Raw genomic sequence first — 25,992 nt, forward strand, 5'->3', positions numbered from 1 at the left:
GCCGCGACCACCTCTCCCGCAGGTCAAATCCCGGCCAAAACCCCTGTACTTCGTCACGTTTCGAGCGGTAGCCTGCCCCGGTGCTCGATCCGCTGACCCTGCGCGTCGCCATGACCGCGGTCGCGGCGACGCTGCTTGTGCTGTCCTACACGGGCGTGTACCTGCGTGACAGGTCGCGCTTCGCTGCGTGGTGGTCCGCCTCCCTTGTCGCGGTCGCGACCAGCACCACGCTGTACCTGCTCAACGGCAGCGAGGCGCAGTCCTTCAGCGTCCCGCTCGCGAACGCGCTCGGGGTGCTCGGGGCGGTGTGCACCTGGGCTGCCGCACGCTCCCTGAGCGGACGGCGCACGGGATGGGGACGCGCGCTCATCGGCCCGGCCGCCACGATGCTCGTGACGCTGCTCGATCACCCCGCGACCGACACCTGGGCGGGAGGCGCGACCTTCCTCGCCGCGATGGCGGCGTTCTTCGGGCTCGCCGCGCATGCGATGCGCGAGGTCCGCCTTCAGCATCGGGAGTCGAACGGCCGATACTCGTCCGCGAGCGCCGACCGCGCGACGACCGTGCTCGGCGTCACGGTCGGGGCCCTGAGCGCGATCTACGCGGTGCGCACCGTGCTGTTCGTCTCCGTCGGGCCGGAGTCCGCGGTCTTCGATGCGCTCGTGGGGACCGTGCCCATCACGATCGCGCTCATCGTCGCGCTCGTGGTCGTGACGTTCACCATGACCGAGCTGAGCCAGGCGGAGCGCGTGTTCGACCTCGAGCTGCGCGCGACACGTGACAGCCTCACCCGCCTCTGGAACCGGCCCGAGTTCGTGCGTCGCGCGGCGCTCCGGATCGCCCAGCGCTCCGCCCCCACCGCGATCGTCGTCGCCGACCTCGACCACTTCAAGGCGCTCAACGACGCTCACGGCCACGCGGCGGGCGACCGCGCGCTCGCCGCCTTCGGCTCCGCCGTGCGGCATGCGCTCGGTCCGCGCGACCTCGCGGGGCGCCTGGGGGGCGAGGAGTTCGCGCTGCTCATCGCCACGAGCGATGCCGCGGCCGCGCGGGCCCGCGTCGAGGCGCTGCGCGTCGAGTTCGCGGACGCGGGCGTCGGCGAGGACGCCGCGCCGACCGTGAGCTGCGGGATCGCGTTCGCGAGCGCGAACGAGCCGCTCTCGGCGGCCCTCCAGCGCGCCGACGAAGCGATGTACCAGGCCAAGCGCGAGGGGCGCGACAGGGTGGTCGTGTCCGCGGGCGTCTGACCGTGCCGCGCCGCCGTCGCAGCGTGTGATCAAGCCCATATCGGGAACCCCTCGATCCGGCGCGTGACGCTGTCATGCGGGGGTTAACCTGACGTGATGCTGGACGTCATGACACTCAATGTCGCATTGACCATGGTGTCGATGACGGTGCTCGTCCTCTCCTTCTTCAGCGTCTACCTCAAGGACCGCACACGCTACTCGGCATGGTGGATCGGCGTCCTCCTCATGGCCGCCGTGAGCAACGCCTTCACGGCGATGGTCACCGACGCGAACGAGCCGTACACCATCCCCTTGGCGAACCTGTGCGGCGTGCTGTCGGCGGCATGCGCCTGGGGCGCGTCGAGGGCGCTGAGGCACCTGCGCACGGGCTGGCGGCTCGCGCTCCTCGGCTCCGCGGCCACGCTCGTCGCCACCGTCGTCGAAGGTCCGTCGCTCGGGTACTGGGCGGGCACCCTCGTCACCCTTCTCGCCATGAGCGGGTTCTTCGGGCTCGCCGCGGTCGATCTGTGGCAGCTGCGTCGCGACCATTCCGGGATCGGCGGGCGCCACACCGCTTCGGGCGGCGCCACCGCGGTCACCGGGCTCGCCGTCGCGGTCTCCGCGCTCGCCTCCTACTACGGCCTGCGCGCTGTGCTCTACGCGGCGCTCGGGCCCGAGCACCCCGTCTTCGACGCGATCGCAGGCGTGGGCGCGAACGCCCTTGCGCTGCTGGTCCTGCTCGTCGTGGTGACCTTCACCATGACCGAGCTGAGCCAGGTGGAGCGCGTCATCGACCTGCAGATCCGTGCCACGCTCGACTCGCTCACGGGCCTGTGGAACCGCGACGAGTTCGAGCGCCGCGCACGTGCGCGCCTCGCGCGCCGCCACGGGGGCGCGACGGTGGTGGTCGCCGACCTCGACCGCTTCAAGTGCCTCAACGACACGCACGGCCACGCGGCAGGCGATCGGGCCCTCGCCGCCTTCGGCCGGACGGTGCGATCCGCTATCGCCGCGCGCGACGTCGCGGGCCGGCTCGGAGGCGAGGAGTTCGCGCTCGTGCTCACCACCGACGACGCGGACGCCGTGCGCTCGCGGCTCGACGCCATCCGCGAGGCGTACGCAGGCATCCGATCCGCCGACGGCACCACGATGCCGACGGTCAGCTTCGGCGTCGCGGCGGCCGGCGAGGACGAGGACCTCGAGGCCGTCCTGCGCCGTGCCGACGCCGCGATGTACCGCGCGAAGCGCGAGGGGCGCGACCGCATCGTCGTCGCGGCGCCCTCGGGGGCGACGGGAGCATCGTCCCAGGCCGCCTAGGCTCTCACCATGGCCCGTCGTCTCCCGCTGCTCGCGCTCGCGGCGCTGACCGTCCCTCTCGCGGCGTGCGCCGCCCCGCTCACGGTGGAGCCGGCCCCGTACGCCGCCGACCCGGACTGCGCGCGCGTCATGCTCGCCGTGCCCGAGGTGGTCGGCGGCCTCGAGTACCGCGAGACCACCTCGCAGGCCACCGCCTCGTGGGGCGACGAGTTCCCGCTCGTGATGCGGTGCGGCGTCGAGCCGCCCGGCCCCACCACGGAGCAGTGCATCGCGGTCGAGACGTCGAGCGGCACCGTCGACTGGCTCGTCATCGACGAGGACACGCGGTGGCGGACCGTCACCTTCGGCCGCTCCCCCGCCGTCGAGCTGCTGGTGCCCAAGGAGAGGGCGCAGGACGCCATCGGCGACGTGCTCGCCGAGGTGTCGCCCGCGGCCTCGCGGGCGCCCTCGAACGGCCTCGAGTGCCGCTGACGCGCCTCGCGGAGCCGCAGGCCCCCCTGGCTAGCGCAGACCCACCGGCCTCGCGAGCGCCACGGTCAGCAGCGTCTCGATGAGCTCGCGGTAGGGGATGCCCGCGGCCGCGGCCATGCGGGGGTACATCGACGTGGTGGTGAAGCCGGGCATCGTGTTGATCTCGTTGACCACCACGCCGCCGGCGTCCGTCACGAACACGTCCACGCGTGCCAGCGACTCGGCCCCGATCGCGCGGAAGGCGCGCTTGGCGCAGTCCGCCACCGTCGCCGCGACCGCCGGCTCCAGGGCCGTCGGGCAGAGCAACGTCACCGCGGCCTCGTCGAGGTACTTCGCGTCGAAGTCGTAGAAGTCGTGGTCGCCGCCGGTGATGATCTCCCCCGGGGGCGACGTGAGCAGACCCGACGGGGTCGCGAGGACCGCGGTCTCGATCTCGCGACCCACCACGGCGGCCTCGACGAGCACCTTGGGATCGTGCTTCTGCGCAGCCGCGACGGCCGCGTCGAGCGCATCCCAGGTCGACACCTTCGAGATGCCCATCGACGATCCGGCACGCGCCGGCTTGACGAACACGGGCAGCCCCAGCGCCTCGATCGCCTCGCGCTGCGGCTCGATGCCGCGCTCGGGGGTGACCACCACGTCGGGCGTCACGGGCAGGCCCGCGTCCGCGAAGATCGTCTTCATGAACTGCTTGTCCATGCCGGCCGCGGACGCGAGCACGCCCGATCCGACGTAGCGGACGTCGACCAGCTCGAGCGCGCCCTGGACCGTCCCGTCCTCACCCCACGGACCGTGCAGCAGGGGGAACACGACGTCGATCTCGCCGAGCGAGCGCAACGCGCCGTCCTCGACCACGCGCCACTCGCCCGATCCCGCCTCGAACGGCGGGATCACCACGGCGTCGGACGCGGGCACCTCGGGCATCGCGCCGTCGACGATCCGCCAGTCCGCGGCATCGTCCGACACGAGCGTCCAGCGGCCCTCGCGCGTGATGCCGATCGCGATGACGTCCCAGCGGTCGCGGTCGATCGCGCCGAGCACGCCGCCCGCGGTCACGCAGGACACGCCGTGCTCCGTCGAGCGGCCGCCGAAGACGACGGCGACGGTCGGGTTGCCCATCAGTCGACCTCCGCCTTGCGCGGCCGCGTGATGAGCGCCTCGATGACCGCCTGCACGGGGGCCTCGCCCGCGAGCATCGTCACCACCCCGTCGCAGATGGGGACGTCCACGCCCGCCTCGACGGCGAGCTGCTGGACGGCGGCGGCGGTCTTGACGCCCTCGGCGGTGCCGCGGGTCAGCGAGATCGCGTCGTCGAGCGTGCTCCCCCGTCCCAGGTGCGCGCCCAGCGTGTGGTTGCGGGACAGCGGCGAGGCGCACGTGGCGATGAGGTCGCCCAGGCCCGCGAGCCCGGAGAACGTCTCGGGGCGCGCACCGATCGCGAGCCCCAGACGCGTGATCTCCGCGAGGCCCCGCGTGATGACGGTGGCCGTGGTGTTGTGGCCGAAGCCGAGCCCGTCGGTGATGCCCACGCCCACCGCGATGACGTTCTTGTACGCACCGCACAGCTCGACGCCCACGAGGTCGTCGTTCGTGTAGGGCCGGAAGTAGGACGATGCGGTCGACGCCGCCACCAGCTCCGCCGCCTCCGCGTCGGAGGCGGCGACCACGGTCGCGGTCGGCTGGCGCTGCGCGATCTCGCGCGCGAGGTTGGGCCCGGAGACCACCGCGACGCGCTCGGGCGAGAGCGCCCACACCTCGGAGAGGACCTCGGACATGCGCGCATGCGTGCCCTGCTCGATGCCCTTCATGAGCGACACCGCGACGGCCCCGTCCGGGACCAGGTCGCGGAACGGCGCGACGATCCCGCGCACGTGCTGCGCCGGCACCGCGACGGCCACGATGTCCGCGCCCGCGAGCGCCTCCTCGACGTCGGTGGTCGCGTGGATCCCCTCCGGCAGGTCGACGCCCGGGATCGAGCCCTCGTGACGTCGGTCGTCGCGCACGGAGCGGATCACCTCGGGATCGCGGCCCCAGAGCGTCACCTCGGTGCCCGCATCGGCGAGCACCGCGGCGAAGGTGGTGCCCCACGCGCCGGCGCCCAGCACCGCCGCACGGGTCATCGGGCGGGCCTCCCGTCGCCCTTGGCACGCATGTCGAAGGGCTTGTCCGGCGGCGTCTCGCCTCGAATCTCCGCGACCATGCCTGTCAGCGTAGCCATGATGCGGTCCGTGGCCTCGCGCAGGGTCGCGGTGTCGAGGTCGCCGCCGCGCAGGTCGTCGAGGTCCACGGGAGGCCCCGCGACCACCGTGATGGTCTTGCGCGGGACGGGGTGGATCATCTTGCCGTAGCGGGGCAGCAGCCGATGCGCGCCCCACTGGGCGATCGGCACCACCGGGACACCCGTGGACAGCGCCATGCGTGCGACGCCGGTGCGCGCCGCCATGGGCCACAGCTCGGGATCGCGCGTGAGCGTGCCCTCGGGGAACATCGCGATCATGTCGCCGCGCTCGAGCACATCGACCGCGGCATCCACCGCCTCGGCGGCGCGGGACGTGCCGCGGTGCACCGGGATCTGATCGAAGCCGCGCAGCAGCCAGCCGATGAACGGCGCACGGAACAGGCTCTCCTTCGCGAGGATGCGCGGCGGGTGGCCGTTGTTGTACAGGAAGTGCGCAAGGGTGAGGGGATCCGCGTAGGACACGTGGTTGGACACCGCGATGAAGCCGCTGTCCATGGGCAGGTGCTCGGCACCGTGCCAGTCCTTGCGGGTCGCCGAGGTGAGCAGCGCCTGGAGCGGACGCGCGGCGTTGCGGTAGAAGCGTGACGGAGGCGTGGGCACGGACTACTCGACCTCCGCCCCGAGCGCTCCGAGCTTGCCCCGGAAGTTCTCGTAGCCCCGGTCGATGATCCCGATGCCGCGCACGGTCGACGTGCCCTCGGCCGTGAGCGCCGCGATGAGGTGCGAGAAGCCGCCGCGCAGGTCCGGAACCTCGATGTCGGCAGCGGTGAGCGGCGTCGGGCCCGAGATGACCGCCGAGTGCTGGAAGTTGCGCGCGCCGAAGCGGCAGGCGACGTCGCCGAGGCACTCGCGGAACAGCTGCACGTGCGCGCCCATCTGGTTGAGGGCATCCGTGAAGCCGAAGCGGTTCTCGTAGACGGTCTCGTGCACGATGCTGAGGCCCTTCGCCTGCGTGAGCGCGACCACGAGCGGCTGCTGCCAGTCCGTCATGAAGCCGGGGTGCACGTCGGTCTGGAGCGCGATCGAGCTGAGGTCGCCGCCCGGGTGGTAGAAGCGGATCCCGTCCCGCACCACCTCGAACTCGCCGCCGACCTTGCGGAACACGTTGAGGAACATGCCCATGGTCCGCTGCTGCGCACCGTGCACGAAGATGTCGCCCTTGGTCGCGAGCGCGGCGGCGGCCCACGAGCCGACCTCGATGCGGTCGGTGAGGGCCATGTGGTCGTAGCCGCGAAGGCGCTCGACGCCCTCGATGGTGATCGAGCGATCCGTGGACACCGAGATGATCGCGCCCATCTTCTGGAGCGTGTCGATGAGGTCCTTGATCTCGGGCTCCACGGCGGCGCCCTCGAGGTGGGTGATGCCCTCGGCCATCACGGCCGTGAGGAGCAGCTGCTCGGTCGCGCCCACGGACGGGTACTCGAGCTTGTGCTTGATGCCCTTGAGGCCCTGGGGAGCCGTGAGGTGCAGGCCGTCCTCCATCTGGGTGACGGTCGCGCCGAACTTCTGGAGGATCTCCAGGTGGAAGTCGATGGGGCGGTCGCCGATGCGGCAGCCGCCCAGGTCGGGGATCACCGCCTCGCCCAGGCGGTGCAGCAGCGGCCCGCACAGGAGGATCGGGATGCGGGACGAGCCCGCGTGGGCGGCGATCTGCGCCGCATCCGCGCGCACCAGCTCCGTTGTATCCATGGAGAGGACGCCGGACTCGACGTCGTAGTCGACGCCGGCGCCATGGAGGCGCAGCAGCGAGGAGACGACGGCGACGTCGCGGATATCAGGCACGTTGCGCAGGGTCGACGGGGTCGAGCCCAGCAGAGCGGCCACCATGGCCTTGGAGACGAAGTTCTTCGCGCCGCGGACGGTGATCTCGCCCGTGAGGGGGCGCCCGCCGGTCACCCGGATGGAGTCGGTCATGGCGCCTATCTTCCCCCATGCCCGCCCCGAGGTCTGCATCGACGGGTCTCGCTACGCTGTCGGCGTGACCGCCGCCGCACTCTTCGCCGGGCTCTCGACGCTCGACATCGTCCAGCTGGTCGAGCGGCTCCCCGCGCCCAACGAGAAGGTCGCCGCGCTGGAGTTCTCCGTGTGCGCGGGCGGGCCCGCCACGAACGCCGCCGTCGCGTTCGCACGGTGCGGAGGCGCCCCCACGGTGGTGACGGCGCTCCCCCGGCATGTGCTCACCGATGTGATGCGCGCCGACCTCGACCGCTGCGGCGTCACGGTGCTCGAGGCGGCCGCCTACGACGGACCGCCCGTGACGGCGTCGATCATGGTGACGCGTGCCACCGGCGACCGCGCCGTGGTGTCGCCTTCCGGCGTCGCGACCGGAGGCGCGCTCGACGTGACCCTGGAGGCACCGATCGAGGGCATCGGCGCGGTGCTGATCGACGGCTACTTCCCGGAGATCTCCCTGCCGCTCGCCGCACGCGCACGCGCGGCCGGCATCCCCGTGATCCTCGATGCCGGGTCCCACAAGCCGCACACCGACGCCATGGTCGCGGCGTGCGACATCGCGGTCGTCTCCGACGACTACGCCCCGCCGGGCACCGACGGCGCGCCCGACCGTGTCCTCGACCACCTGTGCGGGCTCGGGGTGAGCGCGGCGGTCATCACCCGTGGTCCCGCGTCGATGCTGTATCGGACCGCGGCCGGCGAGGGCGAGGTCCCCGCGGTCGCCGTCTCGCCCGTGGTCGACACGCTCGGCGCGGGCGACTTCTTCCACGGGGCGCTCGCATGGCGCCTCGCCGCGCACGGCTGGGATGCGGCACGCCTGCCCGAGGACCTCCGCATCGCCGCCTCCGTGGTCGCCGAGTCGTTGGGGTCCTTCGGGACCCGGGCCTGGCTCGCCTAGCGGCGGGTTCGCGGACGCGAGCCACGGGGTCCGCTGCCGGTAGACCCGAGACCGCCTGTCCGACGCAGGCACGGTGGCTAGCGTCCGACCGCTCCACCGAGGACCAGATCGGCGCTCCCTCGCGAGCCCTCCACCAGCCGCGTGTTGGCCGCGTCCACCGAGTCGACCCACGCGACGGCGGCCTCGGGCTCGCGACCGGTCGCGACGCGGCGCTCGACGAGCCGCGCGCGCGTGACCTCCCAGGGCACGTCCACGAACCACAGCTCGTCGAGACGCGGTCGGACGCGGTCCCAGCCGCCTGTGCCGAGCCCCAGGTAGTTGCCCTCGGTGACCACGATGCGGGCTGACTCGTGGATCGGGAGCGCGCCCGGCACCACGTCGTGGATCGCGCGGTCGTAGTCCGGCGCGAGCACGTCTTCGCGCGCCTCCCGCACCTGTGCCAGGAACGCCACGTATCCGACGACATCGAAGGTGTCGGGCGCCCCCTTGCGCGCGGCGAGACCACGGAGGTCGAGCTCCGCGGCAGGCAGATGGAAGCCGTCCATGGGGAGGTACGCCGCGGGCACGCCGCCGGCCTCGAGCGCGCGCACCAGCGCGCGTGCGAGCGTCGACTTGCCCGCGCCGGGCGGGCCCGCGATCCCGATGATGGCCCGGCCGTCCGCCGCGAGCGCCGCCGCGCGTGCCGCCAGCGCCTCGAGCCCGGTCACGGCGCCGTCACGAACACGTCGAGCAGCTCCGGATGATGCGCGTGCACGAGCACCGCGAACACGATCGCGTCGAAAAGCAGATGCACCGCGACCACGTACGGCAGCGACTTGGTGCGCGCGAAGATCCACCCCTGCACCAGCGCGAACGGGATGGTGAGCGCCGGCCCCCACTCGCGATAGCCGAGCTCCCACAGGAAGCTGACGAACACCATCGCCTGCAGCCCGTTCGCGAGCGGCATCGGGAAGTGCCGCCGCAGCAGCGCGAAGACGACGCAGATGAAGAACAGCTCGTCCCACAGCCCGACCGCGTTGACGCCGACGAAGAGCCGGGCGATGTCTCCCCCGCCGTCGAGGGTCGGCCAGTTGAGGTACGCACCGGAGGAGATGAAGTAGTACGGCAGCAGCAGGTACGCGACCGCGATCACCACCGCGAGGTAGATCCCCATGGTCCGGCTCCACCGCTGCCCCGTCCCGATGGGGAACACGATGGTCGGGTCGCGGAACGCGAGCCTGGAGATCAGCGTGGGCACCAGCACCGCGAGCGACAGCGCGACGGTGAAGCGCAGCATCCCCGCATCGGACAGGTCCGCCTCGAGCGAGATGGCCGAGATGATGACCTGCCCGAGAGCGATGAGGCCGAGGTCGCGGCCCAGCCTGCGGTCCACCCCGAGCCCGAGCACCACCCCTGCCACGAGCGGGAGGTACGCGAGCGGCCGCACATGCACGGCGAACATCAGCACGGCCGCGCCGCACACGAGCGCGGCGGCGGCGACGCGCGCGACGGTCCGCGCGTCGGCCCGCAGCGCCGGCGCCTCGGACACGGTCGCGGTCATGCCGCCACTGTGCCAGATGCGTGCGGAGCCCTGCCGAGACGCGACGAGGGCCGCACCCCGGGTGGGATGCGGCCCTCGTGGACGATGCGCGGGTCAGGCGACGGGACGGGCCGCCTCGATCTCGACGCTCGGCAGGTGCTTGGCCGGGAGCGTCGTGGGACGCCAGCCCGCACGGGTCGCCTCGAACGCCGTGATGTCCTCCTCGTGCTGGAGGGTCAGGCCGATGTCGTCGAGGCCCTCCATGAGGCGCCAGCGGACATAGTCGTCGATCTCGAACGGCACCGTGAGCTCGCCGCACGTGACGGTGCGGTCCTCGAGCGAGACGGTGATCTCCTTGCCCGGCTCGGCGTCGAGCAGCTTCCACAGCAGCTCGATGTTCTCCTGCGACACCACGGCGGCGAGCAGGCCCTGCTTGCCCGAGTTGCCGCGGAAGATGTCCGCGAAGCGCGACGCGATGACGACCTTGAAGCCGTAGTCCTTGAGCGCCCACACGGCGTGCTCGCGCGACGAGCCCGTGCCGAAGTCGGGGCCCGCGACCAGGACGGACCCGTTCTTGTACTCGTCCTTGTTGAGGATGAAGTCGGCGTCGCCGCGCCACGCCGCGAACAGCGCGTCCTCGAATCCGGTACGCGTGATGCGCTTGAGGTAGACCGCGGGGATGATCTGGTCGGTGTCGACGTTCGAGCGGCGCAGCGGGACGCCGACGCCCGTGTGCGTGGTGAACTTCTCCATGTCGGTTCTCCTTGTCTCAGACGAGCGCCGCGGGGGCGTCGACCAGGTCGTCGGGGCTGGACAGCGTGCCGCGCACCGCGGTCGCCGCGGCGACCAGCGGGGACACGAGGTGGGTGCGACCGCCCTTGCCCTGGCGGCCCTCGAAGTTGCGGTTCGAGGTGGACGCCGAGCGCTCCTGCGGACGCAGCTGGTCCGGGTTCATGCCCAGGCACATCGAGCAGCCCGCGTTGCGCCACTCCGCGCCGAAGTCCTTGAAGATCTTGTCGAGCCCCTCGGCCTCGGCCTGGAGGCGCACGCGCGCCGAGCCCGGGACCACCAGCAGGCGGACGCCCTCGGCCTTGGTGCGGCCCTCGAGGATCGCCGCGGCGGCGCGCAGGTCCTCGATGCGGCCGTTGGTGCAGGAGCCCAGGAAGACGGTGTCGACCGGGATCTCGCGGAACGGCGTGCCCGGCGTGAGCCCCATGTACTCGAGGGCGTTGGCCGCGGCCTCGCGCTCGGCCTCGTCGGCGAAGTCCTCAGGGTTGGGCACGGAGGCGCTGAGCGGCAGGCCCTGGCCGGGGTTGGTGCCCCAGGTGATGAAGGGCTCGAGGTCGTTCGCGTCGAGGTCGACCTCCGCGTCGAACACCGCATCGTCATCCGTGACGAGCGTGCGCCAGAAGTCGACCGCCTGGTCCCAGTCCTCGCCCTCGGGGGCGTGAGGACGACCCTTGACGTACTCGAACGTCGTGTCGTCGGGAGCGATGATGCCCGCGCGGGCGCCGGCCTCGATCGACATGTTGCAGATCGTCATGCGCGCCTCCATGGAGAGCGCACGGATCGCGTCGCCGCGGTACTCGAGCACGTAGCCCTGGCCGCCACCGGTGCCGATCTTCGCGATGATCGCGAGGATGATGTCCTTCGCGGTCGAGCCCTTGGGAAGCGTGCCGTTCACGTTGATCGCCATGGTCTTGAACGGCTTGAGCGGCAGCGTCTGGGTCGCGAGCACGTGCTCGACCTCCGACGTGCCGATGCCGAACGCGAGCGAGCCGAACGCGCCGTGGGTCGAGGTGTGCGAGTCGCCGCACACCACCGTCATGCCCGGCATCGTGAGGCCCAGCTGCGGGCCGACCACGTGGACGATGCCCTGGTCGGCGTCGCCGAGCGAGTGGATGCGGATCCCGAACTCGGCTGCGTTCTCGCGCAGCTTGTTGACCTGCTTGCGGCTCGTCTCGTCCGCGATGGGGAGGTCGATGTCGAGCGTGGGCGTGTTGTGGTCCTCGGTCGCGATGGTGAGGTCCGGGCGACGGACCTGACGGCCCGCGAGGCGGAGGCCTTCGAAGGCCTGAGGAGACGTCACCTCGTGGCACATGTGAAGGTCGATGTAGATGAGGTCGGGTGCGCCGTCCTGCCCCTTCCTCACCAGGTGGTTGTCCCACAGCTTCTCGGCAAGGGTGGTTCCCATCGCGCTCTCCTTCACCTGCGTCGACATCTCATGTTTTGAGACGGTAGTATCGATCCGTGGACAATCATAGCGGAGTCGGAGTCATTGACAAGGCGGCGGCGATCCTCGGCGCCCTCGAGCAGGGACCCGCCACCCTCGCCGAGCTGGTCGCGAGCACGCACCTCGCGCGACCGACCGTGCATCGGCTCGCGCTTGCGCTCGAGCATCATCACCTGGTCGGCCGCGACGCCTCGGGGGCGTTCGTCCTGGGACGGCGGTTCGCGCAGCTCGCCGCCTCCGTCAACGAGGACCGGCTCGTGTCCGCGGCGCAGCCCGTGCTCACGGTGCTGCGCGACCGCACGGGCGAGTCGTCGCAGCTGTACCGCCCGCACGGCGACGAGCGCATCTGCATCGCGGCCGCCGACCGTCCGGTCGGCCTGCGCGACTCGATCCCCGTGGGCACCACCATGACGATGACGGCCGGCTCCGCCGCCAAGGTCCTGCTGGCGTGGGCCGATGCGGAGCGCATGCACCGCGGGCTCGCGGTCGCGCGGTTCACCGCCGCGGAGCTCGATCGCGTGCGCCAGAACGGCTACGCCGAGAGCGCCGGCGAGCGCGAGCCCGGCGTCGCCTCGGTCTCGGCGCCGGTGTGGGGCGCCGCGGGCACGGTGATCGCGGCGGTCTCGATCTCCGGGCCGGTCGAGCGCCTCACCGCCTCCCCCGGCACGCTCCACGCCGCTGCGGTGGTCGATGCCGCACGTCAGCTCACCGAGGTGCTCCAGCGCACGGTCATCGCCTGACGCCACCCGCGAGGTGACGTAGGTCCCTTGCACGCCGAGGCGCGTACGCCCACGCTGTCCGCATGGACGTCGTGGTCTACGAATCGCTCTACGGGAACACCGCCGCGGTCGCCCGCGCCATCGCCGAGGGCATGGGCGGGGACACGCGCGCGCTCAGCACCGGCGAGGCGACCCCCGAGCTCGTCGACCAGGCACGCATCGTCGTCGCCGGCGCGCCAGTCCACGGCATGAGCCTCCCGTCGGAGCGTTCGCGCGCGTCCGCGGCCGTCAAGCCCCAAGGCGAGGGCCACCTCGCCGCGGATCTCGACCACCCGTCGATGCGCTCGTGGCTCGCCGCGATGGAGCGCGGTCCGCGCCTCGCCGCGGCCTTCGACACCCGCATCCGAGGCCCGCTCGGCCACGGCGGCGCGACGGCCATCGCGCGCGCGCTCGAGGCCGCCGGCCTCACGCTGCTCGACGAGCCCCGCGGCTTCACGGTGCACCTCCACACCACGGCGTCGACACCGGCCGCGCTGCTGACCGAGGGCCAGCTGGACCTCGCGCGCGGATGGGGACAGCACCTGCGAGCCTGCGCCGACGCCGCCGCGTAGACACGGCGGCGTCCTCACATCCCGGCGGCGTGGACCTCGTCGAGCTCGCGCGCATGCCGCCGCACCCGACGGTGAAGGTCGCCGACATCGACACCCGCGTCCGCGACCGCCGCGAGAGCGAACCCGCAGTCGAGCGGGCGCACCACCACGACGGCGTCCTCACCCTCGACGATCGCACCGTGAGGGGCCCCGAGCCGGAGCGCCTCGGAGACCAGCGCCGCGACGCCGAGCGCCGCCGCGGTCGCCGCAGCCGCATGATCACGCTCGGCCAACGCCAGCTCGTCGAACAGCGGCAGCCCGTCGCGCCCCGCGACGATCACGCGTGAGACCTCGGCCACGCGATGCAGCGCCTCGGCGACCTCGGCAGCGGCCTCGCGGAGGCTCACGCCCCCTCCGCGACGCGCCAGCCGCCCAGGAGCGGACGGACGGCGGTCTCGGCGGCAACGCGGAGCGCCGCAAGGTCGACGTCGTGCGAGGCGACGACGGCGAGCACATGGGCGGCGTCGATCGGCTGGACCACAAGGACGCCGCCATCGGTCCGGATCGCGACCGAGTCGAGGGCGCCCAGGTGGAAAGCCGCGGTCACGGAGCCGGCGAGCCCCACGAGCGTGGCGGCGACGGCCGCGCCGGTCTCGCGCTCGGCGAGCGTCGCGTCGTCGTACACCGCGATGCCGTCGGTGCGGGCGAGCAGCACCCGGGCGACGCCCGGCACGGCCCGTCGGATCTGCGCGGAGGCCATGAGCCCATGCTTGGGGATGATCATGCCCGCACCCCCGCGAGCCTCACGACGTGCTCGAGGAGCGCGAGGCACGAGTCGCGCTCACGCGGGTCGCAGGCGACCACCGCATCCTCCGGCACCTCGATGAAGGCCGCCAGCTCCGCGGCCGGCAGGGCCGTCTCATCCCAGCGGTTGGCGGCGACGACGAACGGCACCCCCGGTGCGAACCCCGCGAACGCGCGCACGATGCTGCGCATCTGCGCGCGCGCCTGAAGACGGCCGGCGTCCAGCACCAGCACATAGGCATGCATCCCCTGGGCGAGCACGGGCCACATGAAGCTGAAGCGCTCCTGGCCCGGCGTCCCGAACAGCGTGACGCGCGTGCCCGCGACGTCGAGGCTGCCGTGGTCCATCGCGGTGGTGGTGCCCTCCTTGAGCGCGCGGGTCGAGTCGGAGACGGCATGCTCGCTGCCGAGCGCCTTGCCGTCGACCGCGGCGGTGACGAAGGTGGTCTTGCCGGAGCCGAAGGGGCCGGCGACCACGATCTTGACGATGCTCTCCATGGTGAGGCACGGTCGGGCGGCGCCCGCGATGCGGGCGCCGCCGTCGCGCACGTCCTAGATCTCGAGCGCCTGCTCGATGGACTGGAGCTGGCGGCGCGCCATCGCGAGGTTCGCGCGCGACTTGTCCAGGACCAGGTACAGGAAGAGTCCCTGCCCGGAGCGGGAGCTCACCAGCCGGATGAGGTGGAACTGCTTGCCGAGCGTGATGAGGACATCCTCGATGGTGTCGTCGAGCCCGAGCGAGCCCATGACGCGCAGCTTGGCGCGCACGACCTCGGTGTTGCCGGCTCCGGCGAGGTCGAGGTCGATCCCGCCTCCCGCGGTCGCGAGGGTCATGCCCGAGTCGTAGTCGACGAGGGCGGCGGCGAGGGCCCCGTCGATGGCGACGGCGGCGTGGACGGAATCGGTGGGAGTGGCCATGATGGCGCCTTTCTTGGGGACGACGCAGGGGCCGCCTCAGCGGGGAGCAGCCTTTGCGCGGGGGGACGGACGGCGACGGAGCGAGCCGTCGAGCCAGCGGAGCGGCCTTCAGCAGGCGCGCCGCGAGGGCACTGTAGGCACGTCCGCCCCGCTCTCGGCAAGGCGTAGGCCCCGTGCGTGAAATTCCTCACACCCGGGCGCATCATGATGGATTTCCAGGGAAAACACGTAAATAACACAGGTGTCAATTAGCCCGCGGGCTAGGGTGCTGCGTATGCATATGGGACGCGCGATCGTGGTCTTCGACGGGGACTGCGGTCTCTGCAACGGCTTCGTCGCATGGCTGCTGCGCCATGATCGCGATGGCCGGCTCCTCATCGCGGGGTCCGGCGGCACCGTCGGCCGTGCGGTGCTCGAGGCCTCCGGGCTGGGCCACGGGATCGCTGCGTCGAGCATCGTCGTCTGGCGCGGCGGCATCGGCGAGGCCCGCACGGACGCGTTGGCGAGCATCGCCAGGGACCTGCCGTGGCCGTGGCGCGCGGCCGGAGCCCTGCGCATCGTGCCTCGGGCGGTGCGGGATGCCGCCTACGATGCGGTCGCCCGGCGGCGGCCGCGCCGCACCGCGGAGGACCCAGCGTGCGGCACCCCGCCGGCGGACCTGGTCACGCTGTGGCGCTCACGGCTCGCGACCGAGGAGGACGTGGCCGCGCTCGCCTCGACTCACGCTGCGGCGGAGAGCCCGCGCCGAGACGCGGGACGGCGGCACCCCCGGCGCTCGGGCGAGGGTGCCGCCGACGTGTCGACGGGTTAGCGGGCGCTCTTGCCCACGGCCTTCCCGACGCCGTTCGAGCCGCCGTTGCCGGTACCGTTCGAGCCGCCCGCGCCACGCGTGGGCTCGCCCTGCTCCGCACCGCGAGCCTTCGCGACCGAGCTCTCGGCCTTCTCGCGCTGACCGCCGGCGTTCCCGCGCTTGCCGGCGTCCTCGGCGTCGCCCGCCTTGGTCGCGGCCGCACCCGGCTTGGTCGCGGCCTCACCCGGCTTGGTCGCCGAGCGAGGAGCGGTCGCCTCGGCCTGCGTCGGGGTGTCCGCATCGGCAGCGTCGTCGTCGACGGCGACGTCGTCCTCGGCGGCACCGTCATCCGCGAGGACCGCACCGTCCTCGTCGGTGTCGCCGCCGTGACGCTCCTGCCACTTCTCGCTCTCGCCCTGCCACGCGACGTGGAGGTCGCGATGGCGCTCGGCGACACCCTGGCCGAAGTCACGGCCGGTGGCGTCGGTGGTCTCCATCCAGTCGAAGATCTCGCGCAGGCACTCGTGGACCTTCTGGGAGACCTCGGAACCGGTGCGCGAGTCCGCGTCGGAGTCCTCGTCGGACGCCTCATCGGAATCCTCGTCGGACGCCTCATCGGACTGCTCGGCGCCGTCCTCGTCGCCCTCGACGTCCTCGGCGCCCTCCGCAGCCTCGTCCTCGCCCTGCTCGTCGCCCAGGACCTCGGCGACGGCCTCGTCGACAAGCTCGATGGCGGTCTCGGTGTCGCCGGACTCCTCGGCCTTGCGCGCCTCCGCGATCCGCTCGTACGCGCCGCCGTCGCCCAGGCCCACGCGCTCGAGGGCGCGGTCCAGCCCGTACAGAGCATCACCAGGCGCCGACTCGTCCGCCGCCGCGGTGCCGCCGACCAGGGCGGCGGCCACGAGCGCGGCTCCTCCTGCGATCGCTACGCGCAGGCGGCGCGAACGACGCGCGGCCGGCCGGGCGGCGGCAGGCGTCGCCGGCTGCTGCGACGCGAGGCTCGCAAGCGCCGCACCCGCGCGGTCGGAGTCCTCCGCGCTCGGCGCGGCGTTGAGCGCGCGCAGCCGGTCGAGGGTGCCTGTCAGCTCTCCCATGTCCGCGTCGCCCCTGCCGGCGAGGAACCGGTCGAGGTCACGGGCGGTGCGGTCAGCGTTCTCGTCGTGCGTCATACCCCCGAATCGACACAGGCGGCCCCGGTGTTACACCTCCGCGTCGGCGTGGGCCAGGTCCTTGCGCAGGGCCGCGAGCGCACGATGCTGCGCCACGCGGACGGCGGCCTCGGTCATGTCGAGCGCCGCCGCGGTCTCGCGTCCGCTCAGACCCGCGACCACGCGCAGCAGCAGCACGTCGCGCTGACGCTCCGAGAGCCGCCCGAGGAGATGCTCGACCCCTGAGGCCTCGGCCTGCAGCAGCGCCTGCTGCTCGGCGCTCGGCATGACATCCCGGAGCACCTGCGCGAGAGCCTCGTCGCCGACTGGCGTCTCGGGCTTCCTTCCGGCGCGCCGCACCGCGTCCACCATGCGTCGATGGGCGATCGCGAAGACCCACGCGCGGAAGTCCGAGGCGTCGCCCTCGAAGCGCGGGAGCCCCCGCACGACGTCGAGGAAGGTGTCGGCCGCCTCATCCTCCGGGGAGGGCGAACGACGGGCAGCGAGGTAGCCGCGCACGGGACCCGCGAGCTCGCGGTGGAGCGCGGCCCACGCCCAGGGCTCGCCTAGCCGGGCGGCCGCGAGCGTCGAGTCGAACGCGGGACCGAGGGTCATCGGCTCGACCGCCGGCGGACGTCCTCGAACGGGGACTGAGGTGACATGGGCGGAGACGCTAACACCACTCATGCGGAGCGGCGCAAATGCGACAAGCCCGTCCCCACGGCGCGGCGCGGCTGGGCAAGGGCTGCGCGCGCCATGACAGCGCCCCGGGGCCCGCGAGGGCCCCGGGGCGCCGGAGCGGGAGCTCCTACGGCCGCTTTGGGGAAAACGCCTGCTCGGAGCCGCTCTGCTTGTCGGGCATGGGGGATGCGCCGACATCTTCGGTGCCGGAGTCGGCGCCGCACGCGCCCTCGCCGGCTGATTCCATCTGCCAGGAGTCCTGCGCCCCCGCCGTCGTCCTGCCCGACCAGTCCCGGGTCGTCTGCTCCCCGTCCGACCATCGCTCTCCGGACCACGAGGCCGGTTCCGCCGCCCCGCGCCACCCGCCGGACCACGAGCCGCCGTCGCTCGTCTCCGCTCCGGTGCCGTCCGCGGCAGCGGGAGGCGCGTCCGCCGCGGCAGCCTTGCCGGCGGCCTCCCCCGCGTCGGGCTGGCCGTCCGCCGCGGCAGCCTTGCCGGCGGCCTCCCCCGCGTCGGGCTGGCCGTCCGCGTCCCGTGCGTCGATCACGGGCTCCTGCGGCGGGGCGGCGGGGGTCGGGATGCTGCGCACGCGCGCGGTGACGTGAGCGCCGAAGCCGGGGTCGGCGAAGTCGGCGGTCTCCATCCATTCGAGCAGGTCCGTGACGCTTCGGCGGACCTCGTCCGATGCCTCCGCGCTCTCCGCCCGCAGCGCCCGCGCCGTCTCGAGCAGGGCCTCGGAGGAATCGGTGTCGATGTCCGCGGCCTCCGCGACGTGCTCGATCGCGTCGCCGTAGTCCCCCTTGCCGTCGAGCCGCAGCGCCTCCGCGACACGCTCACGGTTGCCGCCGTCACGCAGGCCGATCCGCTCGAACGCCCGATCGATCGAGTAGAGGGGATCGCCCGGCGCGGCGGGGTCGGCTGCTGCCGCGCCGGCCGCGGTGCCTCCGATGAGCAGCGCGAGCGCGCTCATCGAGGCCACGCGTGAACGCCATGGCGAGGAAGCCGCCGCGGGCTCGCGGCTGAGGGGGGTGCGCGAGCCCGCGGCGACGCTGGCGAGGGCAGCACCGACGCGCGCGGCATGAGCCGGCTCCGCTGCGATCGCCAGCCCCCTCAGGGCAGCGACCGCCGGGCCGAGGTCGGCGAGCTCCGCGGGCGTGTCGCCTCGCAGCAGCCGGTCGATCGCCCGGTCCTCGTCGGTGGTGCTCGTCACGGCCCTGCCATCGGATGCCGCGCTGGATCCGTTACATCGGGCGGAGATCAGCGCTGGTGGTCGCGCGCGCGTCGCAGCGCGCCGAGCGCGCGATGCTGAGCGACCTTGACCGCCGATTCGGACTTCCCCACCACCCGCGCGGTCTCACGCACGGAGAGCTGGCCCACGACCCGCAGCAGGAGGATCTGCCGCTGGTCCTCGGACAGGTCGGCAAGCAGCTCGCGCGCATCGGTGAGCCCGTCGCGCAGCAGCGCCTGCTGCTCGGCGCTCGCGCTGAGCTCGGATGCGGCGACCTCATCCGAGCTCCCGGCGGCCGACACCGGTCGCACGCTCGCCCGCCGGTACGCGTCGACCATGCGGCGATGCGCGATCGAGAACACCCATGCGCGGAAGTCCCGCTCGTCCCCCGCGAAGCCTCCGATGCCTCGCGCGACGTGCAGGAACGTCTCCGACGCCTCGTCCTCCGGCTCCGGCGATCCCCGACCCGCGAGATAGCCCCGGACAGGGCCGGAGAGGTCCGAGTACAGCGCGGTCCACGCCCAGTCCTCTCCGGACTGCGCCGCCGCGAGCACGGCCGTGAACGCGGGGCCGAGCGTCATGCGCGGGCTCCCGCGGCCTCTGCGACGGGAGGACACGGCATGGTTCCCGACGCTAACACGGGGATACGAACTTGGGCAGACCCGACATTTCCAACGTCGTAGACCCAGGCGCCAGGCGCCCCTGGATGCAGAAGAACCCCCTCGTCACGTTGGACGAGGGGGTTCCGGTGGTAGCCCCGACGGGATTCGAACCCGCGCTACCGCCTTGAGAGGGCGGCGTGCTAGGCCGCTACACAACGGGGCCCCTAGCTGCTTCAGTCACCCTTACCGGGCGGCTGGCGCGAGATAAAACTTTACAGCACACCCGGCGCGGATTCCAAATCCGTCCGGCGATGTCTCCGAAGTCGACCTCGCACCAGGGACGATGCTACCGCCCCGAGGTACGCTCAGGCGCCGACCCGGGTCCGCGTCGCCGTAGCCTGGGGCCATGAGCACCGGCGACCTCCCCACCGGCACCGTCCACGTGCCCGATGGCCTGTCGTGGTGGGCCGCGACGCCCGGCGGCCCCGACTGGCTGCGCTCGCTCCCGGGCCTGATCGCCGCGTGCGCGCGAGAGTGGGGGCTGGCACTCGACAGGCCCTTCGAGCCGGGCAGCGTCGCATGGGTCGCGCCCGCCACGCTCCCGGACGGGCGCCGCGCCGTGCTCAAGGTCGGCCGGCCCGACGGCGAGAGCGATCTCGAGGCCGACGCCCTGGCGCACTGGGCCGGAGCGGGAGCCGTGGCGCTGCTCGCCCACGATCGCGAGCGCGGGGCCCTGCTCATCGAACGATGCGAGCCCGGCACGCAGCTCTGGAGCATCGAGGACGAGGACCAGGCCTTCGGCATCGCCGCCGGCGTGCTCCGCGAGCTGTGGCGGCCCGCGCCGGAGGGCGTGCCCTTCCGCACGGTGGCCGACCAGGCGGAACGTTGGGCTCGCGTGCTCCCGGAGCGGTGGGAACGGCACGGCCGACCGTGCCCGCGGCGGCTGGTCGACCATGCCGTGGAGCTCGCCACCACCTTGGGGCGATCGCAGCCCGAGCAGGTCCTCTGCCACCAGGACGCGCACGGCGGCAACATGCTCCTGGACGGCGAGCGCTGGGTCGCGATCGACCCCAAGCCGCTCGTCGGCGAGCGGGCGTTCGACCTCGCCTCCTCGCTGCGCGATCGGCGCCCGACGCTCCTGGAGGCGGCGGACCCGCTTGCCGTGGTCGCACGACGGCTCGATCTCTATGTCGACCACCTCGGCGTGGATCGCGAGCGCGCGCGCGGCTGGGGCATCGTCCACGCGCTCGCGTGGGGCCTCACGGAGGACGGGACGCAAGCCGACCTCCTCGCCTGCGCGGAGCTCCTCGCCAAGGCCTGATCCGGCGCGGCATCCCGGCACCGGGCCCTCCCCCGGCGCCCACACCCTTGCCCGCCCGTCAGTCGTTATGTAAAGTTGAGTGGAAGCGACTCAACTATTTCCCTACGGCTCGCATCAGCAGGAGGTTCACATGTCCGCACAGCCCTACGCCCCCGACGCGCAGGAGCAGCAGAGCGCGCTCGCGCAGTTCGGCCAGGACTTCACGGCCCTGGCGGAGCAGGGCGCGCTCGACCCCGTCATCGGCCGCGACGAGGAGATCCGACGCGTCATGCAGGTGCTCACCCGCCGCACCAAGAACAACGCCGTCCTCATCGGCGAGCCCGGCGTAGGCAAGACCGCGATCGTCGAGGGCCTCGCCCAGCGCATCGTCGCCGGCGACGTCCCCTCCTCCCTCAAGGATCGCCGGGTCGTCGAGATCGCCATGAGCTCGCTCATCGCGGGCGCGGCCTTCCGCGGCCAGTTCGAGGAGCGCCTCAAGGGCATCCTCAAGGAGGTCGAGGAGTCCGAGGGCAGGATCATCCTGTTCGTCGACGAGCTCCACACCATCGTGGGAGCGGGCCGCGCCGAGGGCTCGGTGGACGCCGGGAACATCCTCAAGCCGATGCTCGCGCGTGGCAGGCTGCGCATGATCGGCGCCACCACCCTCAACGAGTACCGCGAGCACGTCGAGACCGACAGCGCGCTCGAGCGGCGCTTCCAGCCCGTGTACGTGGGCGAGCCGAGCATCGAGGACACCGTCGCGATCCTCCGCGGGCTCCAGGAGAAGTACGAGGTCCACCACGGCGTGAAGATCACCGACGAGGCGATCGTGCAGTCCGCCAAGCTCTCCGACCGCTACATCACGGAGCGCTTCCTGCCGGACAAGGCCGTCGACCTCATCGACGAGGCCACGTCCGCGCTGAAGATGCAGCTCGACTCGATGCCCATCGAGCTCGACCGCGCGCGGCGGCGGATCATGCAGCTCGAGATCGAGCGCACGCAGGTGGCCAAGGACAAGCACGAGGCCGCCAGGCAGCGGCGCGAGGAGATCGACGCCGAGATCGCGCGCCTGCGCGAGGACTCGGACCGCCTCAACATGCGCTGGGCGCGCGAGAAGGACCTCATCGTGCGCGTGTCGCAGGCGACCGAGCGCCTGGAGTCGCTTCGCGGCGACCTCGATCGAGCCGAACGCTACGGCGAGCTCGAGCGCGCCGGCCGCATCCGCTACGGCGAGATGCCGACCGCGGAGCGGGAGATCGCGACGGCCCGCGCCGAGCTCGATGCCATCCCGGCGGAGGAGCGCATGCTGCGCGAGGAGGTCACCGGCGAGGACATCGCGGGCGTGGTCGCGAAGTGGACCGGCGTGCCGGTGGAGAAGCTGCTCACCGACGAGTCGAGCAAGCTCGGCCATCTCGAGGACCGGCTCCACGAGCGTGTGGTGGGCCAGCACCGCGCCATCGCGAGCGTCGCGGATGCCATCCGTCGCGCCCGGGCGGGCATCTCCGACGCGAACCGTCCCATCGGCTCGTTCCTGTTCCTCGGCCCCACGGGCGTGGGCAAGACCGAGCTCGCACGCGCCCTCGCGGAGCAGCTGTTCGACGACGAGCGCGCCATGATCCGCATCGACATGTCGGAGTACATGGAGTCCCACGCGGTGAGCCGCCTCATCGGATCTCCCCCGGGCTACGTGGGCTACGACCAGGGAGGCCAGCTCACGGAGGCGGTGCGCCGGAGGCCGTACAGCATCGTCCTGTTCGACGAGGTCGAGAAGGCGCACCCCGACGTGTGGAACGTCCTGCTCCAGGTGCTCGACGACGGCCGCCTCACCGACGGGCGCGGCCGCACCGTCAACTTCACCAACACGATCATCGTGATGACGTCGAACCTGGGCTCGGATCTGGTGCTCGCCTGGGACGGCGAGGACCGCGCCGAGCTCGAGGCGTCGCTCCAGACCGTGCTCCGTCGCGCGTTCCGGCCGGAGTTCCTCAACCGGCTCGACGACGTGGTGGTCTTCGACCGCATCGACCCCACCGCGATGGACGGGATCGTGGGGACGGAGCTGGCGAGGAACGTCGCGCGCCTGGCCGAGGCGAAGGACGTCGCCCTCACGGTGGACGATGCGCTGCGCACCTCGCTCGCGCGGGACGGCTTCGACCCCGCCTTCGGGGCGCGCCCCCTCAAGCGGCTCATCCAGACGCGGCTGCTCAACGCGCTCGCGAAGGAGATCGTGGACGGACGCGTCCGCGAGGGCGATCAGGTGATCGCGGGGTGGGACGGACAGGCGGTGACGCTCACCGTGAGCTGACCCACGCGTGGACGATGCGGAGCCTCAGGCCTCGTGATCGGCGCGCCAGCGGTCGATGAGCGCCTGCTCCTTCTCGCTCGGCCGCCGGCAGCCGCACGCCTGCTGGTGGGCCGCATGCCACGCTCCCCGCTGCGCCTCTGTCGCGCGCTCGGGCATCCGGTGCGCATCGTGCCACTCGCGGTTGATCGCGCCCATGGCAGGTCCTCTCGGATCGATCGGGACGCCCTCACCCTACGCTCCCGGGCGCCCCGACGAAGGGACCGGGACAAAAGAGAAGGACCCCGCCTGATGGCGGGGTCCTTCTTGTCTCCGGCTGGGCTACAAGGATTCGAACCTCAACTAACGGAACCAGAAACCGTCGTGCTGCCAGTTACACCATAGCCCAATGCGTTCCAGCGGAACGGAGAACAACTTTACCCGACTCCGGCGCAGAACCCAAATCGCCTCATCCCGCCGCGTGTCGCAGCGAGTCGAGGACCATCACCCCGGCCGAGTCCGCACCACAGTAGTGGCCCTGCGCGCCGAAGTACGTGTCGTCGTCGTTCCCGCCCGGGAGATCCGCGAGCACGGCGACGGTCCCCGCCCCCGTCACCACGTCCCCCGGACCGAATGCGACGCCGTGGACATCCGCGCCCTCGTCACCCGGCACGGTCCCGGGCGGCCACACGATCCACGGCACGCCCGCGCCGTCGCGATCGCGGTCGAGCATGAGGCAGCCGTTCTCGAGCGCGACGATGGTGCCGCTGACCTCGAGCCGCGCGCCGGGGATGTAGCCCGGCTCGTCCTGGCGAGCGAGGTAGCCCAGCGGGTTCGTGTCGACCGCGTCGCCGCCGCAGCCCGCGAGCGCCGCGGCGACGCACGCGGCGGCGGCGCTACGGGTCAGCGCGCTCGATCTCATCGAGCACCACCACCCCGACGAGCCTCATCATGGGCTCACGGTACGCCCTGCGCGACGCGATCGGGCAGGTAGGCCGCCGGATCGTGATGCGTCGCCGCCGCGCTAGGCCGTGGCGGCGCCGCTCTCGGCCCGGCGCGAAGCGCCACGAGCCCAAGGGAAGCGGGGGTCGTCCGCGAGAGCCTCGAGCACCGGCTCGAGCGCCTCGGCGAGCGCCTCGAGCTGGCCCTCGCTCAGGCGTCCGAGGACCTCCGCCCGGACCAGCGAGAGGTGCCCGGGCAGCGCCAGCAGGAGCTCCTTGCGGCCGTCGCGCGTGAGGCGGATGTTCGAGGCGCGCGCGTCGCCGGGGCACGGGACGCGCTCGACCAGCCCACGCGCCTCCATGCGCGACACCACCTTCGACAGCCTGGGGAGCGTGGCGTAGGTGCGCACCGCGAGGTCGCTGGTCCGCAGCGTCAGCTCCGGCGCGGTGTTGAGCGCGCTCAGCGCCATGAACTCGAAGTGCGTGATGCCGGAGTCCGCCTGGAGCTGCGCGTCGAGCGCGGCGGGCAGCAGCTGCGAGGTTCCGACAAGCGCGAGCCACGCTCGGGACTCGGCTTCGTTCATGCGGGGCACGCGCGTGGTCATGCCGCCATCCTAGCGTTACTTGCCACGGCAACCAAGTACCGCTATGTTGGTTAACGAGGCAACCAAACGATCCGCCGCATCGGCGGGAAGGAGCACACCATGACCACCACCGTCACCGTCATCGGCACCGGGAGCATCGGCTCGGCCGTCGCGCACCTCGCGACCAAGGCCGGCGCGGCCGTGCAGCTGCTGGGCCGCGACCAGGACAAGGCCGCAGCCGTGGCCGCGCAGGTCGGCGCGACCGCGGGCGCCGTCGGCGACGCGATCACCGGCGAGATCGTCGTGCTCGCCGTCCCCTACCCCGCTCTCGCCGAGCTCGCCGCGACGTACGGCCCCCAGCTCGACGGCCGCATCGTGGTCGAGACCACCAACCCCCTCGACTTCGCGACGTTCGACGCGCTCGTGGTCCCGGCGGACTCCTCCGCGACCGCCGAGCTCGCGGCGGCCGCGCCCGGCGCGCGCGTGCTCAAGGCCTTCAACACCAACTTCGCCGCGACCCTCGCCGCCGGCACCGTCGACGGCGCCCCCACCACGGTGCTCGTGGCGGGCGACGACGAGTCCGCACGCGACTCCCTGATCGCGCTGGTCGAGGCCGCGGGCCTGCGAGGCCTCGCGGTGGGCGGCCTCAAGCGCGCCCGCGAGCTCGAGGCGATCGGCTTCACGCAGCTGGTGCTCGCCGTGCAGGAGAAGCTCGCCTGGACCGGGGCGATCGCTCCCCGCGGCTGAAGCCCTCCTCGCCGCATCCCGCGTGCCCCGACGAGCCCCTCGTCGGGGCACGCGTGCGTCAGAGGCCGAGCACGCCTGCGAGCTCGGCGAGCGTGCGGATGCGCACCAGGCCGTCACGCGGCGTGCCCTCGCCGCACAGTCCGTCGACGTCGCGCGAATGCGCGCCCGGGCGCTCGATCCACACCCCCACGGCGAGCCCCGCGGCGACCGCCGCCTGGGCGTCCACATCGAACTCGTCGCCCACATAGGCGATCTCCGCGGGCGCGAGCCCCAGGCGCTCGCACGCGAGCGCGTAGACCCGCGGGTCCGGCTTGCCGAAGCCGAGCGTGTCGACGCCGACCAGCATCGGCACCCGCGCGAGCCCCGCCGCCGCCAACTTCTCGGTCTGATAGGCGTGCGCGGCGTTGGAGAGCGCGCCGAACGGGATCCCGGCCTCGTCCAGGGCGTCCAGCGCGCCCGCGGCATCGCCGTGCGCGAGCCAGCCTGCCCGGAAGGCGCGTTCGAACCCGTCGTTCCAGGCGTCGTACCCCGCCTCGTCGAGCATCGGCCCGCCGAAGATCTCATGGAGCGCGTTCGCCCGACGATGCCGCTGCTCGCGGTAGCTCACCTCGCCGCGGGTGTGGGCGCGGTACCAGCCGCCGGCGTCCTCACGCCAGACGCGGAGGAGCTCCGCGTGGTCGACGTCGCCCAGGTACTCGGCCGCGACTGACGCGAGGGCGTGACGGAACGCCCCGCGCGTGTCGACCAAGGTGTCGTCGACGTCGAACAGGACTCCGCGGATCACACGTGCCTCCCTCACATGA

At 72.6% G+C, this 25,992-nt stretch carries 30 protein-coding genes and 2 tRNA genes; 10 read left to right on the top strand and 22 right to left on the bottom strand.

The features are described 5' to 3' along the window. The first annotated feature begins 80 nt into the window (after positions 1 to 80). The 3 genes from AOM00_RS08480 to AOM00_RS08490 all read left to right on the top strand — a co-directional run bounded on the left by AOM00_RS08480 (position 81) and on the right by AOM00_RS08490 (position 3,014). Positions 81 to 1,247: a GGDEF domain-containing protein gene (locus AOM00_RS08480; RefSeq protein WP_062517381.1), complete on the top strand. Its 1,167-nt coding sequence runs from the start codon at positions 81 to 83 to the stop codon at positions 1,245 to 1,247. Positions 1,248 to 1,355: 108 nt separating this feature from the next. Further along, positions 1,356 to 2,543 (top strand): GGDEF domain-containing protein, encoded by a 1,188-nt coding sequence (locus tag AOM00_RS08485; protein ID WP_156159098.1) that lies wholly within the window; start codon positions 1,356 to 1,358, stop codon positions 2,541 to 2,543. 9 nt (positions 2,544 to 2,552) lie between these two features. Then, on the top strand, positions 2,553 to 3,014 hold the full coding sequence (locus tag AOM00_RS08490) for a DUF3515 family protein (protein ID WP_062517383.1): 462 nt from the start codon (positions 2,553 to 2,555) through the stop codon (positions 3,012 to 3,014). Positions 3,015 to 3,044: 30 nt separating this feature from the next. Here the strand turns inward: AOM00_RS08490 and AOM00_RS08495 are convergent, their stop codons facing one another. From AOM00_RS08495 to murA, 4 genes are read right to left on the bottom strand one after another with little or no spacing between them, the layout of a single operon-like run. Then, complete coding sequence (locus tag AOM00_RS08495) at positions 3,045 to 4,133, bottom strand: D-alanine--D-alanine ligase family protein (RefSeq protein WP_062517384.1); 1,089 nt, start codon at positions 4,131 to 4,133, stop codon at positions 3,045 to 3,047. After that, positions 4,133 to 5,134, bottom strand: a complete 1,002-nt coding sequence (locus tag AOM00_RS08500) for an NAD(P)H-dependent glycerol-3-phosphate dehydrogenase (protein ID WP_062517385.1) — start codon at positions 5,132 to 5,134, stop codon at positions 4,133 to 4,135. Before AOM00_RS08500 ends, AOM00_RS08495 begins: the two co-directional genes overlap by 1 nt. Beyond that, positions 5,131 to 5,853, bottom strand: coding sequence for a lysophospholipid acyltransferase family protein (locus AOM00_RS08505; RefSeq protein ID WP_062517386.1), 723 nt, complete (start codon positions 5,851 to 5,853; stop codon positions 5,131 to 5,133). The genes AOM00_RS08500 and AOM00_RS08505 overlap by 4 nt, the downstream gene beginning before the upstream one ends. Before the next feature lie 3 nt (positions 5,854 to 5,856). Beyond that, the gene (gene murA / locus AOM00_RS08510; RefSeq protein WP_062517387.1) at positions 5,857 to 7,167 is read right to left on the bottom strand and encodes a UDP-N-acetylglucosamine 1-carboxyvinyltransferase; all 1,311 of its coding nucleotides are present in this window, start codon (positions 7,165 to 7,167) and stop codon (positions 5,857 to 5,859) included. A 64-nt stretch (positions 7,168 to 7,231) separates the two neighbouring features. On the opposite strand from murA, the gene AOM00_RS08515 reads away from it, so the two are divergent. Next, entirely contained in the window at positions 7,232 to 8,104 is an 873-nt protein-coding gene (locus tag AOM00_RS08515) for a PfkB family carbohydrate kinase (RefSeq protein ID WP_228373451.1), read from the top strand. Positions 8,105 to 8,181: 77 nt separating this feature from the next. Here AOM00_RS08515 and AOM00_RS08520 read toward each other — a convergent pair whose 3' ends face one another. The 4 genes from AOM00_RS08520 to leuC all read right to left on the bottom strand — a co-directional run bounded on the left by AOM00_RS08520 (position 8,182) and on the right by leuC (position 11,817). Next, a complete protein-coding gene (locus AOM00_RS08520; protein WP_062517389.1) occupies positions 8,182 to 8,811 on the bottom strand; it encodes a nucleoside/nucleotide kinase family protein in 630 nt (209 codons plus the stop codon). Further along, the gene (locus AOM00_RS08525) at positions 8,808 to 9,644 is read right to left on the bottom strand and encodes a CPBP family intramembrane glutamic endopeptidase (RefSeq protein WP_062517390.1); all 837 of its coding nucleotides are present in this window, start codon (positions 9,642 to 9,644) and stop codon (positions 8,808 to 8,810) included. Before AOM00_RS08525 ends, AOM00_RS08520 begins: the two co-directional genes overlap by 4 nt. Before the next feature lie 93 nt (positions 9,645 to 9,737). Beyond that, positions 9,738 to 10,376: a 3-isopropylmalate dehydratase small subunit gene (leuD, locus tag AOM00_RS08530; protein WP_062517391.1), complete on the bottom strand. Its 639-nt coding sequence runs from the start codon at positions 10,374 to 10,376 to the stop codon at positions 9,738 to 9,740. Positions 10,377 to 10,392: 16 nt separating this feature from the next. Next, complete coding sequence (gene leuC, locus AOM00_RS08535; protein ID WP_062517435.1) at positions 10,393 to 11,817, bottom strand: 3-isopropylmalate dehydratase large subunit; 1,425 nt, start codon at positions 11,815 to 11,817, stop codon at positions 10,393 to 10,395. Positions 11,818 to 11,873: 56 nt separating this feature from the next. Here leuC and AOM00_RS08540 point away from each other — a divergent pair, with 56 nt between their 5' ends. Continuing rightward, positions 11,874 to 12,596, top strand: a complete 723-nt coding sequence (locus tag AOM00_RS08540; protein WP_062517392.1) for an IclR family transcriptional regulator — start codon at positions 11,874 to 11,876, stop codon at positions 12,594 to 12,596. Between the two features lie 62 nt (positions 12,597 to 12,658). Next, the gene (locus AOM00_RS08545; RefSeq protein ID WP_062517393.1) at positions 12,659 to 13,186 is read left to right on the top strand and encodes an NADPH-dependent FMN reductase family protein; all 528 of its coding nucleotides are present in this window, start codon (positions 12,659 to 12,661) and stop codon (positions 13,184 to 13,186) included. Positions 13,187 to 13,200: 14 nt separating this feature from the next. Here the strand turns inward: AOM00_RS08545 and AOM00_RS08550 are convergent, their stop codons facing one another. From AOM00_RS08550 to AOM00_RS08565, 4 genes are read right to left on the bottom strand one after another with little or no spacing between them, the layout of a single operon-like run. Then, positions 13,201 to 13,572, bottom strand: coding sequence for a roadblock/LC7 domain-containing protein (locus AOM00_RS08550; protein WP_062517394.1), 372 nt, complete (start codon positions 13,570 to 13,572; stop codon positions 13,201 to 13,203). After that, positions 13,569 to 13,949: a roadblock/LC7 domain-containing protein gene (locus tag AOM00_RS08555; protein WP_062517395.1), complete on the bottom strand. Its 381-nt coding sequence runs from the start codon at positions 13,947 to 13,949 to the stop codon at positions 13,569 to 13,571. Before AOM00_RS08555 ends, AOM00_RS08550 begins: the two co-directional genes overlap by 4 nt. Further along, entirely contained in the window at positions 13,946 to 14,518 is a 573-nt protein-coding gene (locus AOM00_RS08560; protein ID WP_228373452.1) for a GTP-binding protein, read from the bottom strand. Before AOM00_RS08560 ends, AOM00_RS08555 begins: the two co-directional genes overlap by 4 nt. Positions 14,519 to 14,521: 3 nt before the next feature. Beyond that, positions 14,522 to 14,887 (bottom strand): hypothetical protein, encoded by a 366-nt coding sequence (locus AOM00_RS08565; RefSeq protein ID WP_062517396.1) that lies wholly within the window; start codon positions 14,885 to 14,887, stop codon positions 14,522 to 14,524. 274 nt (positions 14,888 to 15,161) lie between these two features. Here AOM00_RS08565 and AOM00_RS08570 point away from each other — a divergent pair, with 274 nt between their 5' ends. Further along, positions 15,162 to 15,698 (top strand): thiol-disulfide oxidoreductase DCC family protein, encoded by a 537-nt coding sequence (locus tag AOM00_RS08570; protein ID WP_082096805.1) that lies wholly within the window; start codon positions 15,162 to 15,164, stop codon positions 15,696 to 15,698. On the opposite strand, the gene AOM00_RS08575 is transcribed toward AOM00_RS08570, so the two are convergent. The 5 genes from AOM00_RS08575 to AOM00_RS08595 all read right to left on the bottom strand — a co-directional run bounded on the left by AOM00_RS08575 (position 15,695) and on the right by AOM00_RS08595 (position 19,559). Then, positions 15,695 to 16,846, bottom strand: coding sequence for a putative sodium/potassium/calcium exchanger (locus tag AOM00_RS08575; RefSeq protein ID WP_062517398.1), 1,152 nt, complete (start codon positions 16,844 to 16,846; stop codon positions 15,695 to 15,697). The genes AOM00_RS08570 and AOM00_RS08575 overlap by 4 nt on opposite strands. A 30-nt stretch (positions 16,847 to 16,876) precedes the next feature. Continuing rightward, positions 16,877 to 17,440, bottom strand: a complete 564-nt coding sequence (locus AOM00_RS08580; RefSeq protein ID WP_062517399.1) for an RNA polymerase sigma factor — start codon at positions 17,438 to 17,440, stop codon at positions 16,877 to 16,879. A 193-nt stretch (positions 17,441 to 17,633) separates the two neighbouring features. After that, complete coding sequence (locus AOM00_RS08585) at positions 17,634 to 18,716, bottom strand: hypothetical protein (protein ID WP_062517400.1); 1,083 nt, start codon at positions 18,714 to 18,716, stop codon at positions 17,634 to 17,636. Positions 18,717 to 18,763: 47 nt separating this feature from the next. Further along, a complete protein-coding gene (locus AOM00_RS08590) occupies positions 18,764 to 19,315 on the bottom strand; it encodes an RNA polymerase sigma factor (RefSeq protein WP_062517401.1) in 552 nt (183 codons plus the stop codon). 168 nt (positions 19,316 to 19,483) lie between these two features. Next, a tRNA-Glu gene (locus AOM00_RS08595) sits at positions 19,484 to 19,559 on the bottom strand. 183 nt (positions 19,560 to 19,742) lie between these two features. Between AOM00_RS08595 and AOM00_RS08600 the strand changes: the two genes are divergently transcribed. Both AOM00_RS08600 and AOM00_RS08605 read left to right on the top strand, forming a co-directional pair. Next, positions 19,743 to 20,657, top strand: coding sequence for an aminoglycoside phosphotransferase family protein (locus AOM00_RS08600; protein ID WP_062517402.1), 915 nt, complete (start codon positions 19,743 to 19,745; stop codon positions 20,655 to 20,657). A 130-nt stretch (positions 20,658 to 20,787) separates the two neighbouring features. Beyond that, positions 20,788 to 22,941 carry an ATP-dependent Clp protease ATP-binding subunit gene (locus AOM00_RS08605; protein WP_062517403.1) on the top strand — a complete coding sequence of 718 codons (2,154 nt, stop codon included), beginning with the start codon at positions 20,788 to 20,790 and terminating at the stop codon, positions 22,939 to 22,941. Between the two features lie 24 nt (positions 22,942 to 22,965). On the opposite strand, the gene AOM00_RS15615 is transcribed toward AOM00_RS08605, so the two are convergent. From AOM00_RS15615 to AOM00_RS08620, 4 genes are all read right to left on the bottom strand, one after another. After that, a complete protein-coding gene (locus tag AOM00_RS15615) occupies positions 22,966 to 23,136 on the bottom strand; it encodes a hypothetical protein (protein WP_169746832.1) in 171 nt (56 codons plus the stop codon). A gap of 118 nt (positions 23,137 to 23,254) precedes the next feature. After that, positions 23,255 to 23,326, bottom strand: a tRNA-Gln gene (locus AOM00_RS08610). 60 nt (positions 23,327 to 23,386) lie between these two features. Next, positions 23,387 to 23,839 carry a hypothetical protein gene (locus tag AOM00_RS08615; RefSeq protein ID WP_062517404.1) on the bottom strand — a complete coding sequence of 151 codons (453 nt, stop codon included), beginning with the start codon at positions 23,837 to 23,839 and terminating at the stop codon, positions 23,387 to 23,389. A 102-nt stretch (positions 23,840 to 23,941) separates the two neighbouring features. Beyond that, on the bottom strand, positions 23,942 to 24,463 hold the full coding sequence (locus AOM00_RS08620; protein ID WP_062517405.1) for a MarR family winged helix-turn-helix transcriptional regulator: 522 nt from the start codon (positions 24,461 to 24,463) through the stop codon (positions 23,942 to 23,944). Positions 24,464 to 24,562: 99 nt separating this feature from the next. Here AOM00_RS08620 and AOM00_RS08625 point away from each other — a divergent pair, with 99 nt between their 5' ends. Then, positions 24,563 to 25,189 carry an NADPH-dependent F420 reductase gene (locus tag AOM00_RS08625; protein WP_062517406.1) on the top strand — a complete coding sequence of 209 codons (627 nt, stop codon included), beginning with the start codon at positions 24,563 to 24,565 and terminating at the stop codon, positions 25,187 to 25,189. A gap of 58 nt (positions 25,190 to 25,247) precedes the next feature. Here the strand turns inward: AOM00_RS08625 and AOM00_RS08630 are convergent, their stop codons facing one another. Then, positions 25,248 to 25,973 carry an HAD family hydrolase gene (locus AOM00_RS08630; RefSeq protein WP_228373453.1) on the bottom strand — a complete coding sequence of 242 codons (726 nt, stop codon included), beginning with the start codon at positions 25,971 to 25,973 and terminating at the stop codon, positions 25,248 to 25,250. Positions 25,974 to 25,992: the final 19 nt, after the last annotated feature.

The sequence above is a fragment of the Demequina gelatinilytica genome (genome assembly GCF_000971115.1).
GTDB classification, from domain to species: domain Bacteria; phylum Actinomycetota; class Actinomycetes; order Actinomycetales; family Demequinaceae; genus Demequina; species Demequina gelatinilytica.